At 54.6% G+C, this 25,277-nt stretch carries 21 protein-coding genes; 13 read left to right on the top strand and 8 right to left on the bottom strand.

Annotated elements, in window-relative coordinates:
* Positions 1 to 47 precede the first annotated feature (47 nt).
* The 3 genes from Enr10x_RS17250 to Enr10x_RS17240 form a co-directional block, all read right to left on the bottom strand.
* Positions 48 to 1,679, bottom strand: coding sequence for an arylsulfatase (locus Enr10x_RS17250; RefSeq protein ID WP_145450812.1), 1,632 nt, complete (start codon positions 1,677 to 1,679; stop codon positions 48 to 50).
* 148 nt (positions 1,680 to 1,827) lie between these two features.
* On the bottom strand, positions 1,828 to 2,682 hold the full coding sequence (locus Enr10x_RS17245; RefSeq protein WP_145450811.1) for a polyphosphate kinase 2 family protein: 855 nt from the start codon (positions 2,680 to 2,682) through the stop codon (positions 1,828 to 1,830).
* Between the two features lie 52 nt (positions 2,683 to 2,734).
* Positions 2,735 to 5,317, bottom strand: coding sequence for a plasma-membrane proton-efflux P-type ATPase (locus Enr10x_RS17240; RefSeq protein WP_145450810.1), 2,583 nt, complete (start codon positions 5,315 to 5,317; stop codon positions 2,735 to 2,737).
* Between the two features lie 188 nt (positions 5,318 to 5,505).
* Between Enr10x_RS17240 and Enr10x_RS17235 the strand changes: the two genes are divergently transcribed.
* The 4 genes from Enr10x_RS17235 (at position 5,506) to Enr10x_RS17220 (ending at position 8,148) form a co-directional block, all read left to right on the top strand.
* Positions 5,506 to 6,024, top strand: coding sequence for a GNAT family N-acetyltransferase (locus Enr10x_RS17235; RefSeq protein WP_145110463.1), 519 nt, complete (start codon positions 5,506 to 5,508; stop codon positions 6,022 to 6,024).
* A 215-nt stretch (positions 6,025 to 6,239) separates the two neighbouring features.
* The gene (locus Enr10x_RS17230) at positions 6,240 to 7,130 is read left to right on the top strand and encodes a hypothetical protein (protein ID WP_145450809.1); all 891 of its coding nucleotides are present in this window, start codon (positions 6,240 to 6,242) and stop codon (positions 7,128 to 7,130) included.
* 36 nt (positions 7,131 to 7,166) lie between these two features.
* Positions 7,167 to 7,694 carry a hypothetical protein gene (locus tag Enr10x_RS17225; RefSeq protein WP_145110456.1) on the top strand — a complete coding sequence of 176 codons (528 nt, stop codon included), beginning with the start codon at positions 7,167 to 7,169 and terminating at the stop codon, positions 7,692 to 7,694.
* Entirely contained in the window at positions 7,687 to 8,148 is a 462-nt protein-coding gene (locus Enr10x_RS17220; protein ID WP_145450808.1) for a hypothetical protein, read from the top strand. Before Enr10x_RS17225 ends, Enr10x_RS17220 begins: the two co-directional genes overlap by 8 nt.
* 54 nt (positions 8,149 to 8,202) lie before the next feature.
* Here Enr10x_RS17220 and Enr10x_RS17215 read toward each other — a convergent pair whose 3' ends face one another.
* A complete protein-coding gene (locus tag Enr10x_RS17215; protein ID WP_145450807.1) occupies positions 8,203 to 9,075 on the bottom strand; it encodes a hypothetical protein in 873 nt (290 codons plus the stop codon).
* A gap of 252 nt (positions 9,076 to 9,327) precedes the next feature.
* On the opposite strand from Enr10x_RS17215, the gene Enr10x_RS17210 reads away from it, so the two are divergent.
* From Enr10x_RS17210 to Enr10x_RS17175, 8 genes are all read left to right on the top strand, one after another.
* Positions 9,328 to 10,764 (top strand): sulfatase-like hydrolase/transferase, encoded by a 1,437-nt coding sequence (locus tag Enr10x_RS17210; RefSeq protein ID WP_145110446.1) that lies wholly within the window; start codon positions 9,328 to 9,330, stop codon positions 10,762 to 10,764.
* A gap of 40 nt (positions 10,765 to 10,804) precedes the next feature.
* Positions 10,805 to 11,347: a HEAT repeat domain-containing protein gene (locus Enr10x_RS17205; RefSeq protein WP_145450806.1), complete on the top strand. Its 543-nt coding sequence runs from the start codon at positions 10,805 to 10,807 to the stop codon at positions 11,345 to 11,347.
* A gap of 59 nt (positions 11,348 to 11,406) precedes the next feature.
* The gene (locus tag Enr10x_RS17200; protein WP_145110440.1) at positions 11,407 to 12,453 is read left to right on the top strand and encodes an NHL repeat-containing protein; all 1,047 of its coding nucleotides are present in this window, start codon (positions 11,407 to 11,409) and stop codon (positions 12,451 to 12,453) included.
* Between the two features lie 36 nt (positions 12,454 to 12,489).
* On the top strand, positions 12,490 to 14,640 hold the full coding sequence (locus Enr10x_RS17195) for a beta-propeller domain-containing protein (RefSeq protein WP_145450805.1): 2,151 nt from the start codon (positions 12,490 to 12,492) through the stop codon (positions 14,638 to 14,640).
* A 50-nt stretch (positions 14,641 to 14,690) separates the two neighbouring features.
* On the top strand, positions 14,691 to 15,080 hold the full coding sequence (locus tag Enr10x_RS17190) for a hypothetical protein (RefSeq protein WP_145450804.1): 390 nt from the start codon (positions 14,691 to 14,693) through the stop codon (positions 15,078 to 15,080).
* 49 nt (positions 15,081 to 15,129) lie between these two features.
* Positions 15,130 to 15,552, top strand: coding sequence for a hypothetical protein (locus Enr10x_RS17185; protein ID WP_145450803.1), 423 nt, complete (start codon positions 15,130 to 15,132; stop codon positions 15,550 to 15,552).
* 207 nt (positions 15,553 to 15,759) lie between these two features.
* A complete protein-coding gene (locus tag Enr10x_RS17180; protein ID WP_145450802.1) occupies positions 15,760 to 17,085 on the top strand; it encodes a DUF1501 domain-containing protein in 1,326 nt (441 codons plus the stop codon).
* 111 nt (positions 17,086 to 17,196) lie between these two features.
* Positions 17,197 to 18,237: a hypothetical protein gene (locus Enr10x_RS17175; protein WP_145450801.1), complete on the top strand. Its 1,041-nt coding sequence runs from the start codon at positions 17,197 to 17,199 to the stop codon at positions 18,235 to 18,237.
* A gap of 26 nt (positions 18,238 to 18,263) precedes the next feature.
* Here the strand turns inward: Enr10x_RS17175 and Enr10x_RS17170 are convergent, their stop codons facing one another.
* On the bottom strand, positions 18,264 to 20,792 hold the full coding sequence (locus Enr10x_RS17170; RefSeq protein WP_145450800.1) for a WD40 repeat domain-containing protein: 2,529 nt from the start codon (positions 20,790 to 20,792) through the stop codon (positions 18,264 to 18,266).
* A gap of 309 nt (positions 20,793 to 21,101) precedes the next feature.
* A protein-coding gene (locus Enr10x_RS17165; RefSeq protein WP_390620441.1) for an IS5 family transposase occupies positions 21,102 to 21,931 on the bottom strand; the annotation gives its coding sequence in 2 pieces (ribosomal slippage) (positions 21,102 to 21,541 and positions 21,541 to 21,931; 831 coding nt in all).
* A 122-nt stretch (positions 21,932 to 22,053) separates the two neighbouring features.
* Here Enr10x_RS17165 and Enr10x_RS17160 point away from each other — a divergent pair.
* Entirely contained in the window at positions 22,054 to 23,244 is a 1,191-nt protein-coding gene (locus Enr10x_RS17160) for a hypothetical protein (RefSeq protein WP_145450799.1), read from the top strand.
* A 72-nt stretch (positions 23,245 to 23,316) separates the two neighbouring features.
* Here the strand turns inward: Enr10x_RS17160 and Enr10x_RS17155 are convergent, their stop codons facing one another.
* Both Enr10x_RS17155 and Enr10x_RS17150 read right to left on the bottom strand, forming a co-directional pair.
* Positions 23,317 to 24,384 carry a hypothetical protein gene (locus tag Enr10x_RS17155; protein ID WP_145450798.1) on the bottom strand — a complete coding sequence of 356 codons (1,068 nt, stop codon included), beginning with the start codon at positions 24,382 to 24,384 and terminating at the stop codon, positions 23,317 to 23,319.
* A gap of 72 nt (positions 24,385 to 24,456) precedes the next feature.
* Positions 24,457 to 25,173 (bottom strand): hypothetical protein, encoded by a 717-nt coding sequence (locus Enr10x_RS17150; RefSeq protein WP_145450797.1) that lies wholly within the window; start codon positions 25,171 to 25,173, stop codon positions 24,457 to 24,459.
* Positions 25,174 to 25,277: the final 104 nt, after the last annotated feature.

The following is a 25,277-nucleotide window of genomic DNA, read 5'->3' as shown; positions in this document are numbered from 1 at the left end:
CGTCGACACTTCTCTTGGGGGAATCGCTGCGGATGGTCAGACGGCACTTATTTCTTGCGGTAGAACTTCGGCCCTTTCTTTCTGTAGCCGGGGGGAGGGAGATCGTCCCAGGGAACGACACCGACGCGCTCGGCCCAGGCATCCCATTCCCGGGACATGGTTTCCACCCGCTCCGGGTCGGTTTTGACCAGGTTATTAAGTTCGCTGCGGTCCTTGCTCAGATCGTAGAGTTCCCACTTGTGATCGTTTTCTTTGACCAGTTTCCAGTCTCCCTGTCGGATGGCTTTGTTGCCTTCGTGTTCCCAGCAGAGAGTCCGTGGTTTTGTGGTCTCCGGATGCTGGAACGTGGGGAGCAGGCTGTTGCCTTCATAGGGGAAAATGGCCTGATCTTTTTTCGATGCGGGATACTTTGCACCGGAGATATCGAGGCAGGTGGCCATGACATCGATGATGTGGCCGACCTGATTCGTCCAGCCTCCGGTCTGTTTGATCTGGTCGGGCCAGCGGACGATGAGTGGCGTGGAGATGCCTCCCTCGTGGACCCACATTTTATGGAAACGGAACGGAGTGTTGCTGCTGTTGGCCCAGCCGACCTCGGCACAGCGGAAGGATTCGCGGGTGCCGGTGATGGCGCCGGGCTGATGACCCCGATCGATGTATTCGGCACTGGCACCATTATCGGAAAGGAACAGCACCAGCGTATTGTTTGTCTGGCCCATCTGTTCAATCTGTTCCAGGACCTGACCGATGCCGCGATCCATGCAGGTGACCATGGCTGCGTAGACCGACATTCGCAGGTCCCATTCCTGCTGTTCTTTTTCGGAAAGACTGTCCCAGGCTTTGGCATCCGGATCGCGGGGGGAGAGCGGGCAGTTGATCAGCCCCAGTTTCTGCATGCTCTGATGCCGCTGTTTGCGGAGTGCGTCCCAGCCGCCGCGGTAGTGCCCTTTGTAACGGGCGATGTCTTCCGGGAGCGCGTGCAGCGGGAAGTGGGGGGCCGTATAGGCGAGGTACATGAAAAAGGGCTGCTGTTTGTGTTGCTGGTTGTGATCTTTGAGAAATTCGACCGCTTTGCTGCTGAACGCATCGGTGATGTAATAACCCTCTTTGGGTGGTTTGATCAGCTGATTGTCTTCGTAGAGGGGACGTGGTGCGAAATAATTGCCTCCCCCTCCGGTGCCATAGGCGCGGTCGAAGCCCCGTCCGAGGGGCCAGTTTTCGTTGGCTTCGCGCATACGGTAGGTCAGGTGCCATTTGCCGACGTGATAACAGCGGTAGTCAGCGGAGGAGAGGACTTCGGCGATCGTGACGCAATTCTTCCCCAGTTCTCCCTGATAGCCGGGGAGGTTGTCGTTCCGATTCATCCAGCCCATGCCTGCCTGGTGCGGATAGAGACCGGTCGAGAGTGAGGCCCGGGTGGGACAGCAGCGGCCCGCATTATAGAACCGCTTAAACCGCAGGCCTTCTTGCGCCAACTGGTCGAGATGGGGCGTTTTGATTTCGGAACCGTAACAGCCGAGATCGGAAAAACCAAGGTCGTCGGCCATGATCAGGATGATATTGGGACGTTCGGCATAACAGACACTGGTAGAAATCAGTGTCAGACAAAAAAGTGCCAGGAGTGACGCTGCAGAACGGCAGCTGCGTCTGATCAATGAATCAATTGAGAATCGGAGCATTGTAATCGGGTTGTCCTTCGCGTGAGCGCGCTGATACCAGCAGAGAAAAAGACTTGTCAGTCTTTATTGTGTGTCGGCTGTGGGGGAGCGTCAACTCTGACTTACGGGAGTTCTGTAGAGGTCTGGATTTTCGCTGTCGAACGCGAGGCTACTGTGGTGCTGACTCTTCGTGTTCCTTTTCGACGATCTGGTGATACTTCTGTTTGATCTCGTTGATGTCGACGGTGGGTTCCGGGAATTTCATGTTCAGGGCTTCCAGGGTCTCAGTTACGATACGAGAGATGGCCAGATTGCGGAACCATTTGTGGTTGGAGGGAATGATGAACCAGGGGGCGTGCGGCGTGCTGCACTGGCTGAGGGCCGCTTCGAAGGCTGTGGTGTATTCGTCCCAGAGGGGGCGTTCGGCGTAGTCGTTGTCGCTGATTTTCCAGTGGCGGGCCGGGTCGTCGATCCGCTGCTTGAACCGGGCGAGCTGTTCTTCCGGATCGATGTGCAGATAGAACTTAAGGATGTGCGTACCACTGTCTGCCAGCTGCTGTTCGAAATGATTGATGTGTGCGTAGCGCTGTTCCCAGACTTGCTGCGGCACAAGATTGTGCACGCGGACGACCAGGACGTCTTCGTAATGTGATCGGTTGAAGATCGCCACCTGTCCTTTCTCGGGAGTGGTCCGGTGGTAACGCCAGAGGAAATCATGGGCGGCTTCTTCTTTGGTGGGGACTTTGAAGCCAGTCACCGTGCAGCCCTGCGGGTTCATAGCGCCCAGGACGTGTTTAATGGTGCCATCCTTACCCGCGGCATCGCGGCCCTGCAGGCAGATCAGCAGCGAACGTTTGTTTTCGGCATACATCAGGTACTGCAGATCTGCGAGTTTCTGGCGATATGTTTCGATTTCCGGCAGCGCGTGCTGATGGGATTCATGGTGATCCTTGAAACTGGCATCGATGGTTGAGAGGTCGACTTTGCTGCCGGGTTCGACATGGAATTTTTTAAAGTAATGCATGATTCAAGTTCCTCGGGATAACAGAAACTCATCCGGTTTCGATTCAGGTTGCTTATTTTCTGCCCGTGCTGCGGCTCTTCAAAAATGTCCGGTACCAGGGGGGGCGGCCGTTATCGTGATTTGAGATCTTGTGATAAATGACCTGTTTGACCAGATCGAGCACGACCATCCAGGCCAGCATGTAAAGCCAGACCAGGCCGATCAGTTTCCAGTGAATGGGAGTGACAAACCACCCGAACCCGCACATCAGCACAGCCAGGATCTGCGTGCCGACGATGGCTGAGAACAGGGGGAGTGCCGGCCAGGGAGGCATAAAGAACGGACCGCGGGACCGCATGACAAACAGCAGCAGGTGTCCCCCGGCGACGATCTGCAGGAAGGTGACGGTTTGCAGATGATCGCGTGTGACATGAATCCAGGAGAGCCAGTCGTGATTGCCCATCCATTCTTCGCCGATCAACAGTAGTCCAAAGGTCTGTACGATGGAGAGCAGGCCCATGAAACTGGAAATCAATAACAGCCGACGCATGTTCCAGCGGACCGGTTTGGGAGGGAGCAGCGTATTATCATAGGCGATCGTCATAATGGGAACGTCGTCCATCAGTGCCAGAAAGACGATCATCACGGGCGTAAGCGGGGAGAAGCCGAAGATGATCGTGGAAAGGACAACGACAAACATGATGTCGAGCGTCATGGTGACCCGGAACAGTACGTAGTTAATGATGCGTTCGAAGATTTTTCGCGCTTCGTCGATGGCGTCGACAATCGTGGAGAGACCGGGCTCGGTCAGGATCAGGTCGGCGGCGGCCCGGGCGGCATCGGTGGCGCCACTGACGGCCACACCGCAGTCCGCCTGCTTGAGGGCGGGGGCATCGTTGACGCCGTCGCCAGTCATCGCGACGACATGTCCCCGATCCTGCAGGGCTTTGACGATGCCGTACTTGTGTTCGGGAAAGACCCGGCCGAAGCCGTCGGCCCGTTCCACACAGGCGGTGATCGACTCGGGCAGATGGCTCATGTCCATCTCTTTGGTAAACAGATCCGAGGCGGCCTGCAGATGGTTGCCCATGCCCAGTTGACCGGAGATTTCGTTCCCGATCGCCACGTCGTCGCCGGTAATCATTTTCACGCCCAAGCCATGATCCTTGGCACGCTGGATGGTCTCTTTTGAATCGTCGCGCGGGGGATCCATCAGCGAGAGGATGCCCAGAAACTTCCAGTTGTTTCCGTCGTCTGACGACTGGGCGACGCCCAGGGCCCGCATGCCGCGGGAGGCGAGGTCGAGGACCGACTGTTCGCCGCGTTTCTGTGTTTCCGGATCCAGGTGAGACAATTCGAGAATCACCTGGGGCGCGCCCTTGGTGAATTTCCAGGTGGTGCCCTGAGCGTCGACTACGGTGGCTTCCGTACGTTTGCTGACCGGATCGAAGGGGACGAACTTCTGGAGCTGATACTGGTCGAGGACGTCAGGCTGTTTCAGACCGGCGATGACCGCCTCGTCGATGGGATCGTCGTCGTCTCGTTTGGAAGCCAGGGCACCGCCGCGGATCAGTTCCTGGGCATCGTTGGTCTCAAACAGAATCGGCTCACCCAGGCTCAACTGGTTTTTGGTCAGTGTCCCGGTTTTGTCGGAACAGAGGATATCGACGCCGGCCAGCTCTTCAATGGCTTCCAGGCGAGAGACGATCGCCTTTTTACGCGACAGCGCCAGGGCACCCAGGGCGTTGGTCACAGTGATGACGGTCGGCATGGCGACCGGGATGGAAGCAATGAGCAGCACCAGGACCATGCGTAGAATGTCGACCAGTTCTTCGAGGTGCCAGTCATCCCGGAGTACAACCTGCCGATAGAATTCGACTCCCATCAGCACAAAGGCGAGGGACATGGAGAGGAAGATCAGGAAGTCGCCGATCTGGCTCACTGCTTTCTGGGAATGGGACGAGCCGGCTCCCGCAGCCGCGACGAGGCTGGCGGTGCGACCAAAGAAGGTATTGTTGCCAGTGCCAATGACGACGGCGGTCATTTCTCCTTTTTTGGCGATGCTGCCCGAATAGCCGCTGTCGCCGACTTTCTTGCTGACAGGCAGCGATTCGCCAGTGAGGGCTGCCTGGTCGATGCTGATGTAGTCTCCCTCAATAAAGCGGACGTCGGCCGCCAGCACTTCACCCAGCTTGACGCGAATGACATCGCCGGGAACGACCAGGGCGGCATCGATGGCTGAGAACTTTCCATCGCGGAGCACCCGGGCTTTGGGAGCCATGCCGGCTTTGAGGGCAGCCAGGGCGTTGCTGGCCTTGCGTTCCTGCCAGAAGCCGGAGACTGCGTTATAAACGAGCAGGCCCATGATGATGCCGAAGTCGGGCCAGTGACCAATCAGGGCCGAGAGCAGGGCGGCCGCTTCGATCATCCAGGGGATCGGGCCCCAGAAGTAACGCAGGAACTTCTGCAGATCGCTGAGCTGTTTGTCTTCCAGTTCATTGCGGCCATATTGTGCCAGGCGGGTTTGTGCTTCCGCTGAAGTCAGCCCCTGGGGAGAGGTCTGAAGTTGCTGATAGACGGCGTCCAGCGTGGCTTTTTCCAGATCCTGTGTGCTGTCTGAAGGATTGTGAGAGGCGGGCGGGGCAGTACTCATCATGAAGCTCTCCGAAACATCAACGGGTGAGGATGGTCCGACACAATCATTGGTCAAATTTTAGTATAACATTGAGGAATCAGTCAGGCACGTACAGGGAGGCATTTTGTCTATACGAAATCGGGAGTTCTCCCTATGATGGCTCCATCACTTCGATTTGATTTACAACGCTCTACAGACTGGCAGGACAGATGGTATTCGATGCGCAACCCACACTGACCGGCACGCTGTTGCATTTGCGTCCACTGCAGGATGACGATTATGACGACCTGTATGCGGTCGCCTCTGATCCTTTGATCTGGGAACAGCATCCCGCGTCCGACCGCTATCAGGCGGAGGTGTTTCAGAAATTCTTCCGGGACGCGATGGATTCGGGAGGCGCCCTGCTGGCGATCGATAACGCGACCGGTACAGTGATCGGCTCCTCACGTTATCACGGGTATAATGAGAGTGCCTCCGAGGTAGAGATCGGCTGGACCTTCCTGGCCCGCTCGCACTGGGGCGGCCGGTATAACGGCGAGATGAAGCGGCTGATGCTGCAGCACGCATTTCAGTTTGTCGATTCGGTGATCTTTCTGATCGGTCCGGAGAATATCCGGTCGCAGCGGGCGGTCGAAAAGATCGGCGGCGTCCACGACGGCAGCCGGACGGATGGCTCGGGGATGGAGAGCTGGCTGTTTCGGATTCGTGCGGCTGAATATGAGGGATAAGCCTTCAATCGGTCAGTAGGGAAATTCTGCGAGCCGGGTCTTTCAGCAGTTTTCTCAAGCCAGGGTAAGACTGACAGTCGGAAGTGCTAAAATCTCAAATGAGAATTGATTCAAAACCGGAAACTGGTAGTCTGATGGAAGAATTCGAAAAAGCAGGCACGCTTGACTCGTAAGCTCAATCAAAAGAAATCCAAGTTGAAAAGTACGAGGCTGCCATGAATCTTTTACGAAACGTTTTCGCTGTTGCTGCCATTCTGTTGATTTCAATTCACTCTGCAGCTCAAGAACCAGTCGGTCGCCCGGTTTCAGGCAATGGTCAGGAACCGGGGAGGGATCGGACTGAGCAGGTGACCCTGGCTCAGGCTGATGTTTCTGATCTCCAGCAAAAGCAAATCGATCCTTCGATCTTCAGTCGGTATCAGAGTCCGGACAATCAAAAACCGGGAACCCCGTCAAAATCTGGTACTACGATTGACTGGAATCAATTCAATCCTTACCAGCACACCGTTCCCTCGAATCCCCAGATTTTCTCTGGTCAGGGTAGCGGAAGAGGCTGGAACTGGAGTTCGATTCCTCAAACTGTTGCTCCCACGGGTGTCATCCCGGCAGTTATTATGATTAACCCGAATGCGTCTGGTGTCTCCACAAACTCCGTGCCACAAAATAGTGAAAAGAGTGAACCCAATACAGTAGAGGGAAAGCCAGAAGCTCCTCAGGCGGTCAATCCGCAGATGGATCTGTCTTTTCTCACCGAAAACAAGGAGTATCAGAACGCTTATCTCAAGTACGCCACAGCTTACCTGGAAAGCGGTGAAGACGTACTTGAACAGCGGAAACGGGCGTTTGAAACACAGTACTGGGTCACAAATTTTATTTTTCTGGTGACGCACGTAATCCTGTTCCTCGCAATTTGCGTTTCCTATCGCGAATTCAAGTCAGCGGAGAAAAACCGAGCCCAGGCCAATGAGCAAAAGGAATCGGAAATCCAGTTGTCCCTGCAGGGGATCGCGTTAAAAACCTCTCGCCAGGCAACCATTATCCTGGTGGCGGCGATCGGGTTTTATTTTATGTACATTAAATTTGTCTATCCGATTGAAGAAATCTGAAACGCCTTAGAATAGAGTCTCGAAAGAGTGTTTCACATGGAAACCGAGCCGATTGATTACACGCTGGAGTATCGAAAATCCGGTGCCGGGGATCAGAAACCGTTTTCTGTTACGCGGCAGAACGACTGCGTCGAACTGGTGGTCCCGAGAACCGGTTATTATCTCCCGATACCCAAGTTCTTGGAACACGCTGACATTGCTGGGCTGATTCTCATTCCGTTATGGATGATTGGTTACTCGATTGCAGATGCCATCTTCAAATATGAAGTGCCTCCCTGGGTGGTCTTCAGAATCAGTGCCGCACAATTACAGATGACGATCATTTCTGATAATGGCCAGAAGCAGGAGTGGGAATACCCCCGCGAAAAAGTAGTGGAGTTTCGAAAAAACCGTTACGAAGCGGGAATCTGGTTACGCGTGGAAGGAGTCACCATGGAATCCCATCTGACGGAACTGGATGACGATGTGGTTCGTAATTTATGCGCGGAGTTCTGGAAAATCAGCAAAGAGTATGATGTTTCACCCAATCCAGACGATGAGGTGGGAAAGGCAGGACATGGCTGAGCAACGATTTATCGTCTCTTGCGAGGGGGACCACGTGCGGGTGGTGGTGCCGATGCCTCCACTCAGTGAGAGAAGGTGGCAAAGTCGTGAGACTGCGTTCTGGATGCAGTCACTGATGTTGTTTCAATCCGATCCGCGGCCCCGGGCGTTGTTCGAAATCGATGCCGACCGTTTTCGCATGACACTGACTGCCGCCGATCTGGCAGAGCGGATCGAAGCTGACTGGCCGCGTAAAGACATCGTGGCGCTGCGGAAGAACGGTTATGGCCCCGGACTCTGGATACGCGTGCAGGGGACAATTATGGAGACCTACCTGGAAGATCTGGATGACGAACTAACCGAAGCCCTGAGTGCTGAACTGTGGAAGATGATCAGGAAGTTTGATGAACCATCAACGGGCGTGAATTCTGCTGGAATCGAAGACACAAATAAGCCGCCAATCGAACAGTTGTGAAGGGATTCTGCCGGCGGATCACAAGTCTGTGAATGATGAAATATGAGGCGCCGCTTAATTCTGTTGTGCAGCCTCAGGCTGTTCGGCAGGCTTCTCGACGGTCGTTAACAGCGATTTCAGTTCCAGTTGCAGAGTCTGCATCTCCGGATCTTCGATTAATGTCCGCAGGCGTTGCAGGGCTTCTGTGCGGCTGGCTTCCGGAAGGGCGGGCAGGATCACAGGGTAGGTATCCTGCATGTAGCCGATGAGCCTTTTGAGTTCCGAGGTGCGATAGAGGTGTGATTCGGTCGGGACTTTCAGATTGGCGATCACCACCGTCGCCAGGTTTTTTCGCATGTTGTCCAGGCTTTCCATGCGGACGGGATAGGTGGGATCATTTTCATCCAGCGTGGGCAGGAATTCGTCGAGGAGCCGCACGATGGCAGCGGATAAACGCAGGGTGGTGCCGATCATCTCGATCATTTCACTGTCGGCGACCTTCTGGTCTGCGAATGCGGTGGCATAGAGGACCAGGATCCGGTTGCTGGACTGCATCAGGATGATGGCATCATGCACGCGGACTTCAATCGGGGAGAGCTGGTTCTGATACAAGTCGAGATTGTCGGCGGCGATGATCCGGTCGAAGAGTTTCCCTGACTGGAGGCTCTGGTAACGAGGCAGTTGGCCAGCATTCTGCTTGGCAATCTCACTCAGCGCATCCGCAGCCTGTTCCATGTCACTGCCCGTCCAGTTGCGGTCGTGGGCGGGGACTCCTGCGTCCAGATAGTCTTTCAACGGTAATGAATTGTCAGCAGGAATCGCAATTTTATCCGCCGAGGCCACTGGCAGCGGAGGTTCGGAAACCGCTGTATCGGAAGATTGACCACATCCAGTGGTCCCGATCAGGGAGAGTAACAGTATTGAGAAGGGGTGAAGTTTCGATTTCAAGATTTACCTCTGGCATGAAATGAACCAGGTGATGGATGGTGCATGGCACATTGTTTCAGGTGTAGGCAATGGAATCAATCCCGTTTGGATGGCTGTATTTCGATGAACCACGTAAGTCACGAAAAACGCGAAAGTTCCTGTTCTCGGCTTCTGTTTCCAGCTAGCATATAAGCTACAGAGTGTCATTTCAGATTGATTCGCTGCACTGTTATATCTGAGGCAGCAATATACGGAACAGAACAGGGAACAGAGATGAAGCAGCTGGCATTGACGTTGTGTTTTGTGTTGGTCGCGTGCGTGGCGCCCGCGGGTGCCGCTTCGCAGTCTGTCAAAAAAACGAGGCAGCCGAACATTATTCTGATTATGGCGGATGACGTCAGCTGGGAATGTTTCAGCAGTTATGGGGCGGAAGATTATCAGACGCCGCACATCGACGCACTGGCGAAACAGGGGATCCGGTTTACGAACTGTTATTCCACGCCGCTCTGCACGCCGTCCCGTGTGAAGCTGATGACGGGGAAATACAATTTTCGCAACTACACCCATTTCGGCTATCTGAATCCCAGAGAGAAAACCTTCGGGCAACTGTTGCAGTCCGCGGGTTACAAGACGGCGATTGCGGGGAAGTGGCAGCTGAACGGGCTGTATCACAAGGCGGAAGGTTTCAAGGATAATACGCGGCCGTTCAAAGCGGGCTTTGATGAGTATTGCCTGTGGCAGGTGACAACGGGAGTGAAGGTCAAAGAGGGGGGCGGCGAGCGGTTCTGGAGTCCGCCGCTGGAGCAGAACGGCAAATATCTTTCGATTGAAGACAACCAGGGGAAATATGGTCCGGACATCATGTCAGACTTCCTGTGCGATTTCATCAGAAAAAACAAGGATCAGCCGTTCTTTGTCTATTATCCCTCCACGCTGGTACACAATCCGTTTGTGCCGACACCCGATACGATTGGTTCGGCACCACGGACGCAGGCTGCGAACAAACAGCCCAAAGGGAAAGCGGCCCGGAAAGCCAACTTTGTGGCGATGGTCAATTACCTGGATAAGATTGTCGGCAAGCTGGTCAAACAGGTGGAGGACGTCGGCCAGTTGGAGAACACGCTGATCCTGTTTACCGCCGACAATGGCACGAACGTACAAATCACCTCACAGTGGAACGGTCAGACGATTCATGGCGGGAAAGGTTCGACCACCGACATGGGCACGCATGTGCCGCTGGTCGCTTACTGGAAAGGACACACTCCTCAGGGAGAGGTGCTGGACGACCTGGTTGATTTCACCGATTTCTATCCCACGTTCGCAGCGATGGCCGGGGTCAAGCTGGGGAAAGGCGATCCCATCGACGGGCGCAGTTTTCTACCTCAACTTAACGGCAAAGCGGGGCATCCCCGGGAGTGGGTGCTGAATCACTATCAGCCTTACTGGGGCCGGTTCAAAGGGGATCAGTACGTGCGGAACGCGGGTTTCAAACTGTACCGCGACGGGCGGTTCTTCCATGTGCCCGTCGATCTGACCGAGAGCCAGAACCTAGCCGCAGGCCAGGCCGGAACCGCAGGGGAAGCGGCGCGCGGGATGCTGCAGCAGACGCTGTCTATCATCCCTCCCGCACCGCCGATCAAGGGAGGGCCCAAAGCATCGGAGCGGCCCAACTACCCGGACTGGCGGAATATTGTGAATCCGAATGATTAGTTTTAGCCGCCGATTCATCAGAGAGAAGGGATTGAACTGAATGGCTTTGTCAGATGAAATGAACCAGGGCGAAATCGATTGGACTGCAATTGCCAGGAAGCTTGGTACACTTCAGGAAAATGGGGAAAGTGGCGGTAGTAAAACTGCACGTGAAGCCGTTGCAATGATTATTGGATCGTCAAATTTGCGAGCTGCCGTTGATTATTATGTCAGTCATAAAAAAGGATCTGAATTGGTTCGCCATGTTCTCTGGCTGCTTCATCCCTGGTGTGCAATGGAACGCTGTTATGAGATCTACCAGAATGAAAAAGATCACGATGCACGGGTCGACGCAATCGAACTTCTCCGTGTCGTAGCTGATAGAAGAGCCTTGCCGTGGATTAAGGGCTTATTAGAAGATCCTGATGAAGGCATTCAATGCTGGTCTGCAGGAATTGTAGATCAACTCTTATGGTCACATCTGGTTGATCCGGAAGAGTGTGAAGAACTTCTTCAACTCATGCAGAATCATACAAACAAAGAGGTTCTCGAGAGATATTCATTTATCATGGAATATTTAAATGAGCGGGAAAATTACAGCTGATCAACAACTCAGGAATTGAGAAACCATCTTTTATTATGAACTTCATCAGGTAGTCAAGCATGTCTAATCACCAACTACATCGACGCGATTTCCTCTATCAGAGTCTGCTTGCCGGGGCCTGTGCGCTGGGGGCTGGACGGCTGGCTGCAGAAGAACGGCAGCTGCCCGTGCTGGGGCAGGGGAAGTTTCGTTATCGGCCTGTCGCCGGCTGGGGTGTACTCGATGAAAAAACGCCGGTGAAGAACTGCAGCGCGATGGTCGTCGATGCGCAGGGGCGGATTTATCTGCTCACCGATCATCTGACGAATAATGTGATCGTGTATGATAAGGACGGCAAACTGCTGAATAAATGGGGCACGCGATTTCCCGGGGCCCATGGTCTGGAGATTGTGAAAGAAGAAGGTCGGGAAGTGTTGTTCATTACCGATCTCAATCTGCACCGGGTCTTCAAGACGACGCTGGACGGCGAGATTCTGCTGGAACTGGCGTATCCGAAGTCGACGGGCAAGTATGCCAGCGAAAAAGAGTATCGCCCCGCCTGGACGCTGCATCTGCCTGACGGCGATTTCTTTGTGCTGGACGGTTACGGCAAAGATTACATCCTGCGTTACAACCGCGCGGGGAAGCTGCTGCATTACTTCGGCGGACCGGAAGGGGGCATCGCCCACTGGGGTCCGCACGGGGGCGTGATTGATTCGCGCGGTTCCGGGGAGCCCGAACTGGTCATCGCGATGAGCGATCAGCAGACGATCAAGCGGCTCACCCTGGAAGGAAAACTGATCGAAGAGATTTCGCTGCCCGGTTCGAATCCGCGGATGATCCAGATTGTGGGCGAACACATGTTCGTACCCCACCTGGCGGACAACTGGCCGAAAGACCGGGAGAGCAAGGGGTATATTTCGGTGCTGGATCGCGATTACAAAATTGTGTCGAATATCGGCGGAACGGCACCCCGTTATGTTGACGGTAAATTGCAGCCGATGTTGCAGCAGGGGGGATTCTTCCGCCATCCCCATGACCTGGTGGTTGCTGCGGACGGGGCGATTTATGTGCCGCAGTTCGCGTCCGGGAATACGTATCCCGTCAAGTTGGAACCCGAAGTCTGATAGAAGATTTGTCCGAACAGGATCTGGAAATAGAAAATGAATCGAAGCGCTTTACGAAATATGATGCTGTTGGTGGGGCTAATGGCCTGCCTGGTACAACCGGTGGCCGCACAGAATGACAAGGGAGCGAAGCCGGTCGATCCGGAAACGCTGACCGGAAAAGTCATGGTCGGGTACCAGGGCTGGTTTAACTGTCCTGAGGATGGTGCCGAACTGGGCTGGAAGCACTGGGCTCACCCCTCAATCTCGCACGGCATATTCGGTCCGGGGAACGTCTCCGTGGATCTGTGGCCCGATGTCTCGGAACTGGATGCGGACGAACGTTATGCGACCGGTTTTCGACATGAGGACGGCAGCCGGGCGGACGTCTTCAGCAGTGCAAACCGAAAGACCGTAATGCGGCATTTTCGCTGGATGCAGGAATACGGGATCGACGGCGCCTTTCTGCAGCGGTTTGCCTCCGGGCTGTCGTATCAGACAACGCTGCGTAACAAGAACCGCGTGCTGAACCATGTGCGGGAAGGGGCCAGGGAGTCGGGACGCACGTTTGCCGTGATGTATGACCTGAGTGGTCTGCAGAAGGGCGAAGTGGAGCGGGTGTTTGACGACTGGACGGAACTTCGGGAGATCCAGAGGGTGGCGGAGGATGCCCAGTATCAGCGGCACAACGGGAAACCGCTGGTGGCAGTGTGGGGCATCGGCTTCAGTGACAATCGCCCGTATTCGCTCCAGGAATGTTTCGATCTGGTGAAGCTCTTGAAGGGGAACGGTTGCGCGGTGATGCTGGGCGTTCCTTCCTACTGGCGCGAGGGAACGCGGGATGCGGTCGACGATCCGCTGCTCAAGGAGATCATTAAAGCCGCCGATGTGATCAGCCCGTGGTCGGTGGGCCGTTACCGGAGTCCCCGTGAGGCGGATCGGCATGCCGAACGGGTCTGGCAGCCGGATCGCCTGTGGTGCGAGGAGGCGGGGCTCGACTTTCTGCCAGTCGCGTTTCCCGGGTTCAGCTGGCATAACCTGCACGGCGGGGAACTGAATCAGATTCCGCGAAGGAAGGGAGATTTCTTCTGGTCCCAGATCAAGGCCGCGGAACATATTGGCTGCGAGATGCTGTATATCGCGATGTTCGACGAAGTGGACGAAGCGACGGCGATTTTCAAATGTACAAACCGGCCGCCGACCGGGAACGGGGGCAAGTTTATCACGTATGAAGGGCTGCCCAGCGATCATTATCTCAAGCTGGCCGGCAAGGCGAGCCGGCTGATGAAAGGGGCCGGTAAAACGGTCCCCGTGAAAAAGGAAGACGATCGTCGCCTCCTGATCGGCTACGGGGAAGGGGTTCTGGAACTGAACGGGCAGAATGACATTGTCTGGCATTACCAGGAGCCCGGCATTGAAACCGTCTACGATGCCTGGAAGCTGCCGAACGGGAATGTATTGTTTGCACACCGGTTCGGCGTGCGGGAAGTGACGCCGGATAAAAAAACGGTCTGGGATTACAAAATCCCCCCCATCAAGGGAAAGCAGGAAATCAACTCCTGCCAGCCATTGCCGGACGGGAAGGTGCTGATTCTGGACTGCGGCAATCAGAAGTTACTGGAAGTGGATCGGCAGCAGAAGGTGACGCACAGCATCGATCTGCCGGACGGCGGTAAGAACGTCCACAACCGTTATATGCAGGCACGCAAGACGCCGCAGGGGACGTATCTGATTTCGTATCGCGATAACCGGGTGATTCTTGAACTGGACAAGGACGGCAAGGAAGTCTGGCGGTACGATCTGAAAGAGAAAGACCGTCCCTTCACGGCGATCCGGCTGGCGAACGGTCGGACGCTGATTCCCTGTATCACGTCGTACCAGATCATCGAAGTCGATCCCGACGGTAAGATTACCTGGATTCTGGACAAGCGGGACGACCTCGGCTTCGAACTGTTGTATCCGGTGGGAGTGCAGGTGCGGAAAAATGGAAACCTGGTGGTGATCAATTCCGACTATCATCATCGGAAAGGGATGGACAACGACGTGCAGGCGTTTGAAATCACCCGCGACAAACGCGTGCTCTGGAAGTTGATGAAAACGGATCTGGAAGAGGACGGCAAAGTCCCGGTCGTCGAACGCGGCACGAAAATGCCGTCGCATCATCTGCTGAGCATTCAGGTACTGGGGGAACCGGCGGGGTTGAAGTAGCAGATTTGAATGCAGGGCTGATCTTTTAACTGAGCAATCGAGGTGGGAGCATGGATAATCAACTTTCTGGTCTGGTTCGCATTCTGATTATCAGCGTCTCATTGATTTTCGGTTTCTTTGTCGGGGTGTTGTGGTATTTCGCGCTGATACCAGCGGCGATTCTGTTTTATGTGGCGCGCAAAGCCGATAGACGCAATCAACAGCGCCCATCTCGCTGGTACGAATTTGTTGCGTTGGCTGGCGCGTTTGCTGCTGGGGGAATGGTCCTGTGCTGTTTTGTCGGGACAATGAAAATGCTGGAGATGTCAGGGCATAAGAATCTCGTTCACGGTATCAACCTGACGATTCTCATCGGGATCCTCTTTTCAAATATCCCCTGGAAACGATTATGGGGACGAAGTAAGCAAGCTGGAGTGCAGACACCGGAGGAAGAACAGTAATGCTCCTGAATATATTGAGTTTTCTTCGCTGATGATGAAGAGAAATCCCATGGCTCAATACACACAAATCTGTTCTGAATGCGGTGCAACAGGGATTGTCAATTATTGTCAACACCTGATTGGGGGCGAGTTGCTCTGGTCTGGTCAGTCAACTTGTGAATCCTGTGGTGCGAACATTGAATTTGATGACAGAGGTGATCTACCGGAAGAATTGAAACCGGCGATTCTGGCTGAAGAGGGCGAATGGCAACTGGTTCTGGACGATCGGAATGATCTTGTGCCTGCGTTGCGCGTCATCAGAGAGCGTCTGCAGGTTTCCTTACAGGAATCCAAAGCTATCTTGAACGATTTGAGAGGGACGAAAACCACACTCGCGTGGATTCAGGATGGACTTCGTCAAGTGAATCTCAGTTCTACGCTGGTTTCCTGTAGTAGAGCAGGAAATATTGGAGAAATGGGGCAGGGGCAGTAAGGAGTATGACGATGCTTTTGATTGGCCCCATTTAAGGCTGTTTCGAATAGAGCGGCAGTTCGAACAGGAACACTCCCCCTCCTTTGATGCATTAACAAGTGTTGATGTGATGTCGTTTTTTTGCTACAATCAAGCTTTCCCACCCATAAGCAATGAATGCTGACCCCCGCAACAATCCCACCTTACTCACCAGGGAAAGGAGCAGGAATGTTTCGTCGAACTGCAGAATTTTGTGATGGCATCTCGCGTCGCTCAGTCATTAAAGCTGGTCTGACCGGCCTGATGGGGCTCTCGCTCCCCGAAATTCTCCGCCTCAAGGCACAGGCTGCCACGACAGGCGATTCAGCGCAGAATGATACGGCGATTATTTTTCTGGAACTGGCGGGGGGACCGACACAGCACGAGACATACGACCCCAAGCCGAATGCGCCCTCTGATTACCGCGGGCCGCTCAGTCCGATCAGTACCACTATCCCGGGCGTGCAGTTCAGCGAGTTTATGAAAGAACAGGCGCGGGTGATGGATAAGCTGGCGGTGATCCGCTCGATTCATCACGATTCCGGCAGCCATGGCACCAGCAGTCATTTGACGCAGACCGGGTATTACCTGCGCGATCGTCAGAATAGAGAAAACGAGATGCCGAGTATCGGCTGCATTACTTCTCGCGTGCGGGGGAGTAACGCAGCCGGAATCCCTGCGTATGTTTCGTTACCACGCGATATGCGCTACGGTCGGGCTGCCTGGCTGGGGAAAGGCTATAATCCTTTTATCACCGCTCGCGATGCAGATACCAAAAACTTCGAGGTTCCCAACCTGACGCTGCTGCGGGGTTTGACTTCGGAGCGTCTGCAAGACCGTAAGAAGCTGCTGAAGGGTTTTGATGCCACGCGCGAAATCATCGACAACAACGGCGTCGGCGATGCGATGGATCAATTCACGCGAGAAGCGTTTGAGATGGTCGCAGGGGATGCGGCGCGGAACGCCTTTGATATTTCTCAGGAAGATGATGCCACGCGCGACCGTTACGGCAGGAATTCCTTCGGCCAGAACATTCTGCTGGCCCGCCGCCTGGTGGAACACGGGGTGACCGTGGCGTCGGTGCGCGTGACCGGTCCCAGTTGGGATGATCATCGCGATCTGGTCAAGCGGATGCGGGATAAAGGCGTGCCTTATGACCGTGCCTTCGCGGCCCTCGTCGAAGACCTGCACGCCCGCGGTCTCGACAAAAAGGTGATGGTTGTGGCGATGGGCGAATTCGGCCGGACACCAAAATTCAACAAGAATGCCGGCCGCGATCACTGGGGACGCGTGATGAGCGTGGCCCTGGCGGGCGGCGGCATCAAAACCGGCCAGGTGATCGGTTCGTCGGACGCAGAAGGGGGCACGCCAGTCGATGCACCCTACCGTCCCGAAAACGTGCTGGCGATGCTCTACCGCCACCTGGGCATCGATCCATCCACCACATTTCCGGATCACAGCGGCCGCCCGCGGTACATTCTGGAACGCCGGGAGCTGATCAGCGAATTGATCTGAGCACGATCTCCTTTTCAGCGATTCTGAAAAAACTTTGATCCCGCGGCGGATCAATTCGTTTTCAAAGCTATGGTTTTGAAATGCGAAAAATGTGGTGGGAACCGGAGGGTGGTGCTGCGCATCATCCAGTCCGACGTCTGCGAGGCGTGCGGCCATATCCCGCTGTCAGGGCGCCTCGTCCGTATGACGCTCCAGTTGTTTGCCTTGTGGTTATTGCTGAGCGGACTGGAACGACTCCGTGATTCCCTGCTGGAGGGAACATCGATTTGCCTGGCGGCGATCGCCCTGTTTGTCTGGGCAACGCACAATTTTCGTGTGAAAGCGAAAAAGCTGCTGGGAGTGGCACGAAACGTTGCTGCCAGGACTTCCAGGTGGTCGCTGGGTTTTCTGTTGCTAGTCCTGATCATTGTCCCTGCCTGGCTCTGGTGGGATGCCAGTTTTCGATCGGCGTATACCTGGGCCCGCGTCGATCTGGGGATTCCCGATGCGATGGGGGAGGGATATCTCGACTTGAGCTCATTAAGTGAGCTGATGATTCAAGTGACAGAAGAACCCTCGTATTATCAGAGAACGCATTCCTTCTCAGTTCTCGGATCCCGGATCGCTGCGATGATCTTCATCATGTGCGGGAGTGCGGTTGCTTTGCTGCTGGCAGGGACGCACATCATTCTGAGGGGGGCGAGTAAAACGTATCTGGTTGGATTCGTATTGGTCGTCAGCGGCCTCGTGGTTTTCATAAATCAACAGGACAATCTGCTCTGGTACGCGGTTCGACACCGTATTTCTAATGACCTGCCCCGTTTTCAGAGGGCGCTGGAACCGCTGTTGCAGGAGTGGCCTACGAGGCCAGGAACACTGCCGGAAATCGGCAGGTTCTTTGCGCACAAAAAACGGCCGGGGAAACTCACTCCCCTGGGAAAGACGCAGTATCGAACCCACGAAACATTTGGTGCGGACGTTGAAAAGCTTCCAGACGGCGGCGTCAGATTCGCACTGGAGCCACACTACCTGTTTCTGCTGGAGTATCATCCGCCGGGGAGCAGCGGTCCGCAGGTAGAAATATCAGGTGACAACTGGACTTCGCATCTCGTCCGGTCGGATCGGATTGCGGAGGGTTGGTATCTGACGGAGTATGGTGCGGTGCGGAACTGAAGGTGAGGATCGCTTTCTGTATGAATTCATTCCCCGGGAAGTTTTACGGGAAACGGGAGTGCCGGGAGGCGCGTCGGTTTTTGATCTGCTTTCTTAAAGACACCCTGCTTGACGATCAGACCGGTGTCCCAGGTGCCCAGGACCAGGTCGAAGCCGTCTGCTGCTGGCTGGGATGCCAGGTGTTCCAGCCGGGCGTCGTTCAGTTGCAGCAGGCCTGTCCGCAGGAACGTATCGGAGTTCCAAGCCGTGATGGTGCCCCGAAAGCAGGCGACCAGGAGCGTCTGCTGCTGCGGGTGGTAGTTGACGTCCATGATTTCTGACAGGCCGGTGGGGATGATTGCTTCCAGGGTTCCCGCTATGAGATTCAGGATCAGGATCTGTCCGGTATCGAATACGAGTATGGCAAAGCGACCGTCGGCAGTGCATCTGATCTGCATCAACTGGCTCTGGTAATAGACGGGCGGGGTGATCTGTTTCTGCGGTTGCCCCGCGCGCAGTTCCACGACAGCACCGTGTTTGTACTCAAAATAGAATGACTGTCCCGTCCCTTCATGGATCCTCGCGATGAGATCCTCGCCGGGAGAACCAAGGCTGAGTTCACCATAGTTATCTTCCTCTTCGGCTGAGTATGCTCGGAAAGCCAGGTAGAGTTCGGTATTGGCAGAGAGATCGCATAACGAGCGGGGAATGCGGTAATCAAACTCGTTAAGGTAATATCCTTCCGGTCGCTTGGGTTTTTTCTGTGAATGTGCGCGGAGCAGTTGCATTTCACCGGGCTTTGCGGGGGCTTTCGGAGTCTGCCAGCGCCAGAGAGTACCGTCCTGATCGAGGGCGGCGATACTGTTGCGGGTTGTGTTACCTGCTATCCGGAGCAGCTTTTCTGTCCCCCCTTCCAGGGCAAAGACTTTGCTGCGGCGGGACAGATCCCAGACGCCCGCATTTCCGGAAATCTCTCCCACGAGTAATTGGGACGCATCTACTGAGAGTGCGACACAGGAGTTCTGGAGCGCTTTGGTATTGAAGGTTCGCTGGAGTGATCCCTCTGCTTTCAAGTCGAACACGGAAACATCGTTCCAGTCCAGTGAGGCAGCCAGTTTTCCGGATGTGAATCTGGAGAGGGCGTTGACCGTCCCTGACGGCTGAGCGATCGTGTTTCCGGTCGAGAGATCATACAGGTCAATTTCCGGGGTATAGCCGGTAATGATGCACATCCGCCCGGAATTGCTGTTCCAGGTCTGCACGTAGGCTTCATCTCGCAGGTCGTCGCGTTCCAGGTTCCATCTCTCTCCCAGTGCATCACCGCGCGCTTTTCTGATGGTGAATGTGCGGTCCCGTACAGGCTTGGAAGCTACCCTCCAGGCTTCGACCAGATCAACGGCCTTGATTGCATGTTCCTGCTTGTCGTAGACCCAGGCATTTAACTTATTGGCATCCTTGGGTCCTGGAAATTTGAGATTTTCAGCTTTGGGAGTTTTGTAGTTGCCCGGGCCCGTCTTTCTCATCACTAAATCATGATGGAGTAACTTGCCAGTGGATGGGTCGATCAGTCCCCAGTTGAGCAGGGTCAGTCTGGAAAAGTCCACACTCTGGGCAGGAACTTTGTAAAGCGAATTCGATTCAAACTGGACGATGAAGGGGGTGAAGGTTCTCTTCTTTCCGGACTCTGTCAACTCCATTTGAAACGGCTGCTCCAGATTGATGATGCCCTTGATTTCATCATGTTTCACACCCTGTTGGTAGCCGCTGGTCGACCAGATGATTTTCTGACTGTCCGGGTCGAAGCAGGCTAATTCGGTCTCTCCATAGATCAGCAGCTTGCCGTTGTGCGAGTTATAGTTCAGATAACGGTAATTGGATAATTCATCGAATTCCAGATCGCAGGTGGGAGTCAGGTTGGGGCCCTGGAAACCTGCCAGAAAACAGTAGTCATCTGAGGAACCATCCAGAAAACTCTTCGGTTCCTGCTCTGCTTTTTCTTTGACGAAACGAGATCCAAACAGCACCCACGTCGAATCGGTTGATGTGGCGATCGAATTGATCCAGAGTCTTTCCACGTTGATGGGAACCCGCAGACGGCGGACGGCCAGGCATTTTCCCGTGTGGACATCCCAGACTCTCAGGCAGGGGATGAGCTGGGGCATACTATAGTACCAGCCTTGCTGATCGTCTGCCTCGCTATCATCCACGGTTACCAGCCAGCGGGAGTGATTGAGCTGTGCGAACCTGCTGAAGCGGGCGGGACCGGCGATGCTGCCCAGGTAGGCGCCTGTGTCGCTCCGCCAGAGGCGAATTGTTTCCGCCTGGGAGAACAGGACCGATCCGTCTTCCGAAAACTGAACGTCCATCGGGTTCGGGGCATGCATCAGCTTGACTTCGCCGTAAAACTGTTCGCGGGGAATCTGGCTCTGCTGCTGGATTGTGTCGGCCAGGGAAAGTTGCGGCTTTTTCGCTTCGATGGCGAATGCTGAGTGTGCTCCGCTGAGTATCAGCAACCAGACTGCGCTGAGACTGAGCAGGGCGGAAATGAAGGTGGTCGGGCAGTGCCGGGCGCGCATGGCTTTCCTCATTTTTTTAAAGGAGCCGTCGTGAAATCATCAGGGGTGCCTGCTTTTGATTTTATCAGACTGGGCCCCGATTGCATTTCTCGTTTTTGAAATTCGTCTTGATCCGACCTGTTTTCCTGAATTTCAGAAGTGGTCCGGATATCGTCTGCATGACTAATCCGGCTTGAATACAGGTTTGGTTCACATGTACCATGGAACAGAGAGATGTGCTCAGGCTGTGATCGATTGCCGGTTTCTCTGGAAAGGCGGAAATGATGTTGCGCTGGAATATGCTGCTGATGATCCTGGTTAGAAGTGGTTTCATAACTTATTAAGTAAGGTGAACACGCACGCGAGTTGTGCGAATCCTAAAAACAAATGACTGTATCGTTCATATCGTATTACCAGACGACGAAAGTTGAACAGCCAGCTGATGGTGCGTTCGACTTTCCAGCGGCGTCGATATCGCCGCAGAGCACGCCCGTCTTGCGTCGCTGGTTTCACACGGTTCTTGCGATGCGGACAGATCAGCTCTATCTGCCGTTCCGCCAGCTCTGTGCGCAGGGGATCGCTGTCGGCCGCACGATCATAAATCAGGCGATCGGGGTCGCGTGGCAAAACTCGCTGGTCCAGCAGGGATTCAATCAGCTTCACCTCTGCCGGAGAGGCACTGGCACGATCCAAAGCGAGAGGGAGCCCGTTTCCGTCGACCAGCAGCATAAGCTTGGTTCCCTTTCCCCGTTTTGTCTTTCCGACATCGGCGCCCCTTTTTTTGCGGGGCAGAATGTGCCATCCCCGAATGCTTCCGACCAGACAACCAGCTTCCGGCGGTCTAAGTGTTCGAGCAATCGCTGCCACGCTTCCAGGAAGACACCGTCTTCGGTCCATTCCTTGAAACGCCGCCAGCAGGTGCTGGGAGATGGTAAAAATGTTGGTAAATCTTTCCATCGGGCACCGGTCCTTAATACCCAAAGGATTCCTTCGAGGCACTCGCGGGGAGCCACTCTGGGCCGCCCTCCGGCTGCGTTTACCGGTGGTTCTGGAAACAGATCTTTGATCAGAAGCCATTGCTCGTCCGAGAGTTGTGGTTTTGGTTCCGTCCTGGACCCGGTAATGTTGCGACCTGTGGCAGGTCGTGACACGCGGGTCATGGTCATAATGAGACCTCCTTTCGAGGGAGGTACTCGTACAAATACTATACCAAACTGTTCACGTAGTTTTGGGTTTTGAAACTACCTCTAGCGCCTTTGTTCTGTGTTGTGGTGACAGGTCGGTGGCTGCCGGTGATGCTTCGCTGCCGCAGATTCCTGCGATGAGCGTCGAGGAGTTCTTTGCGCTGCCTGCGGAGGAGCAGCGGACTGTTCTTGTTGAGGCCCTGGAACAGCGGTTGCGGCTGTTTGAGAATATTGCTTATGAGACTCGTACCCGCAAGTACGTGCTGCGCGAGGATCTGAGTACATTTCCCTATGGCGGGGAGATTGCTGAGCCTGCTGAGAAGAAGATGTTTCGTATGAAATTTGATACCCGTTGCCGGGGGGAATCGTACTGGCAGGAATATCAAATGACGTTGGTGGAATCACCGAAGCACGAGCATGGTATCATGCATAGAGAGGTGAGAACCGCTGATGCGAGTGAGGGGGAGTTCCTGTGTGCCCGTGAGTTGATCAATGACGAAGGCCAGAGGTCCTCTGGTTCGATCACTCATCTCAAGAACTGGAATCATAAAGAGGGGCTGCTCAACTTCTGGGGCAACGGCACGGTTGGCGGGCACGATCTCTATTTTATTCAGGAGACTGTCCAGGCACTGTCATTATTGGATACCGCGGATTTAGAATCGGATCGCTCTCCACCCATAAACTCGGGGATGATTGGCGAACGAGAGACAATTTCGTTTTCGTACCCGTTTCAGTTCCCACGGATGAAAAAATATCCGGGAATTCTGACAGTGCACTTTGATCCCGCACGGCAGTTTCTCCCGCTGGCCTATCGCCTGGAATGCTCCCAAAAGCAGGAGCAGGGGCGAGAACTGCGCTGGTTTGAGGCCATGCGGGTTGAGCAGGCCGTGCAGACGCAGGGGATCTGGTTTCCGCAGCGGTTTCATCTGCTCAAATGTAACAGGCTGCCGACAGGCGCAGAGGCAGAATCGGTGGACGAGGTGCGGGTCGAGTCGGTGTCGTTCGGCACGGTGACTCAGAATGATCTGGCGTTTACCTTTCCGGCAGGGATCGAAGTCGAGGACAACACGACCGGGGTCCGCTATACCGCGGACGGGAAGGGGGGCGTCCAGGGCGAAGTGCAGGGGATTCCCTATCTGAATGAGCGGTACCTGCGGGGAAAGATCCTGCCTTTTTTGCTGTTGATCCTCTTACCGGGGACCGGAATTGTCCTGTTTCTGCTGGTCCGGTATGTGGACCGCCGGTTTGCACGCAGCGAACGAGAACAGACTGCCTCACCTGGCGTCTAGACTGTGTCCCGTTTTACTGTAGCGTCTCCAAGGCCATTTGGACCGAGTATATTAAATTGAGAAACGCTATGGTTAAATGCGATGAGCCAGTACCTGCCTGGCCTGTGGTTCTGAGAGGATGTCCTGCAGGGCGACCTGTTCGGCGTGTTTCAGGAACTCGGCCAGCGTGTGTTTAAAGAGGGTCGTGGCGTTCGATTCTTCTTCTGGCTGTTCTGCCTGAGTGGTTTCGATCCAGAGTAAGCCGCGCTGGGTGATGCGGGTGAGTTGCTGTAGAAATTCGACTTGCTTTGGTGTTAAGTTCAGCTGGTTTTGCTGCTGGTGGATGATGCGGAAGATTTCAGAATGCGTTTCCAGATCCAGGCGTTGCTGATCAGCTGCAGTAAGCGGGGGTGTGGTAGGCAGCACTTCGATCGGCGGAGGCCTGGTCTTCAGCTGGTCATACTTTATCTTTTGTATCGGGTTCAGAATGGCGAGCGACGCGCGGCGATATTCCTCTTTGTAAAGATTAATACCTGCCCGGATGTCTTTCTGATCAGCTTTCGGTTTCATCGAACCGAGAAACAGTGGTCTGGTACTTTTGTTGTAATTGTCTTGCGCCTGCTTCAGTTGCTTTAGCTGGGGCTCGGTCAGTTCCAGTAGTTCCTGGATCAGGTAGATCTTAAATGTGTGCCATTCCCGGACAGAAATGTAATCCTGCAGAGCGTATCGGGTTTGAGTTGTCGAGAGCAGTCCGGTGAAGGTCATGTGTTGCCCATGCCTGACAGCCGCGCGCTGCCGTTGTCTGCTGCGCTGCAGGTATGCTTCAAAGTCGCGGGGATTGCCCTCCAGGTAATCCGCATCCCGGTCCATCGCAGCAAACTTTGCCAGCAGGAGCAGTCGATCCAACTGTTTGAGTGTCTGTTCCTGATTGTCGGTCAGTGGCAGGCGGGGTTTTCCGCTCTGATGTGAACTGGCCAGGTCGCCGATGAAGAAATAACCGGAGTGGAACATGAACTTCTGTGAGAGCCGCAGGTTGTTGCTCAGTTCCTGAGTCCGTTTCGCCCGCTCGGCGTCACTCAATACTTCTTCGGATCGGGCGAGAGTATCGGCATTCAATATGCACGAAAATAATACAACGATCGACAACACCTGATGGAGCATGTGAGACTCCTCTCTTTTGTATTTACGAACCATTTCCCTTGCTTCAACGAAGTAAGGACGTTCCGGTCTTCGTCAGACCGTTTTGAATGCCAAAAATTCGCGGACGGGACGTTTGACGAGCTGCATGATCATGTAAGCGAAAATGCCGAGAAAGATCGTTCCGGCAATCACCCCCATCCAGGTGGGCCCGATGGTGTAGCCCAGCCAGTTGAGTAATTGTTTCATGCCGCGACGACGGCCGGTGAATTCTTTATTGGGATCGGCTTCGGTGGCGAGGAAAACCATGAAGCCTCCCGCGGCAGCCGTGATCACCAGGCCGAGCAACGGGCCCTGCATCACGGACCAGGCGTCGGCTTCTTCTTCGCCGGCATCGCCACCCAGGTGCTGGCGGACCGCTTCAAAGATCTGTCGCTGTTCGCCTTCTTCACCGTCGGTAACTTTGTGCTTCTTGCCATCGGTATCAATAATCAGGAGCTGACTGAGCCCCTCGGTATAACTGACACGGGCCAGCTGTTCGCGCGGCAGGAATTTTCCTTTGGATTCGGCGGAGATAATGGATGTTGCCTGATCGGGATTTTCGTTGATGCGGCCGATCAGTTCTTCCAGAATTTTGGGTTTACTGATATTCAGCAGCCAGGCAATCCCGGTCTCGTCGATCTGCATGGCGTGCAGTAATTTGCTTTCGCCAGAGCTGGATGACCAGACCATGACAGAGGCATCATTTTCCGGTGTGGTGACTTCAGCGGATTCGGACGGGACAACTTCCTCGGGGTTGTGATCATCGGTCATGGGAATTCCATCTCTCGTATAAAAAGATATGCAGGAAAGAGAGAAACAGGGACGCCGTTCATTAACTCGACTTTTGTTCTGAGGTGTACTCTGCATTTTTTAGA

The sequence above is a fragment of the Gimesia panareensis genome (assembly GCF_007748155.1).
GTDB lineage: Bacteria > Planctomycetota > Planctomycetia > Planctomycetales > Planctomycetaceae > Gimesia > Gimesia panareensis.
The sequence above is the reverse complement of the archived record's forward strand: the minus strand, read 5'-3'. Positions and strand labels throughout refer to the sequence as shown.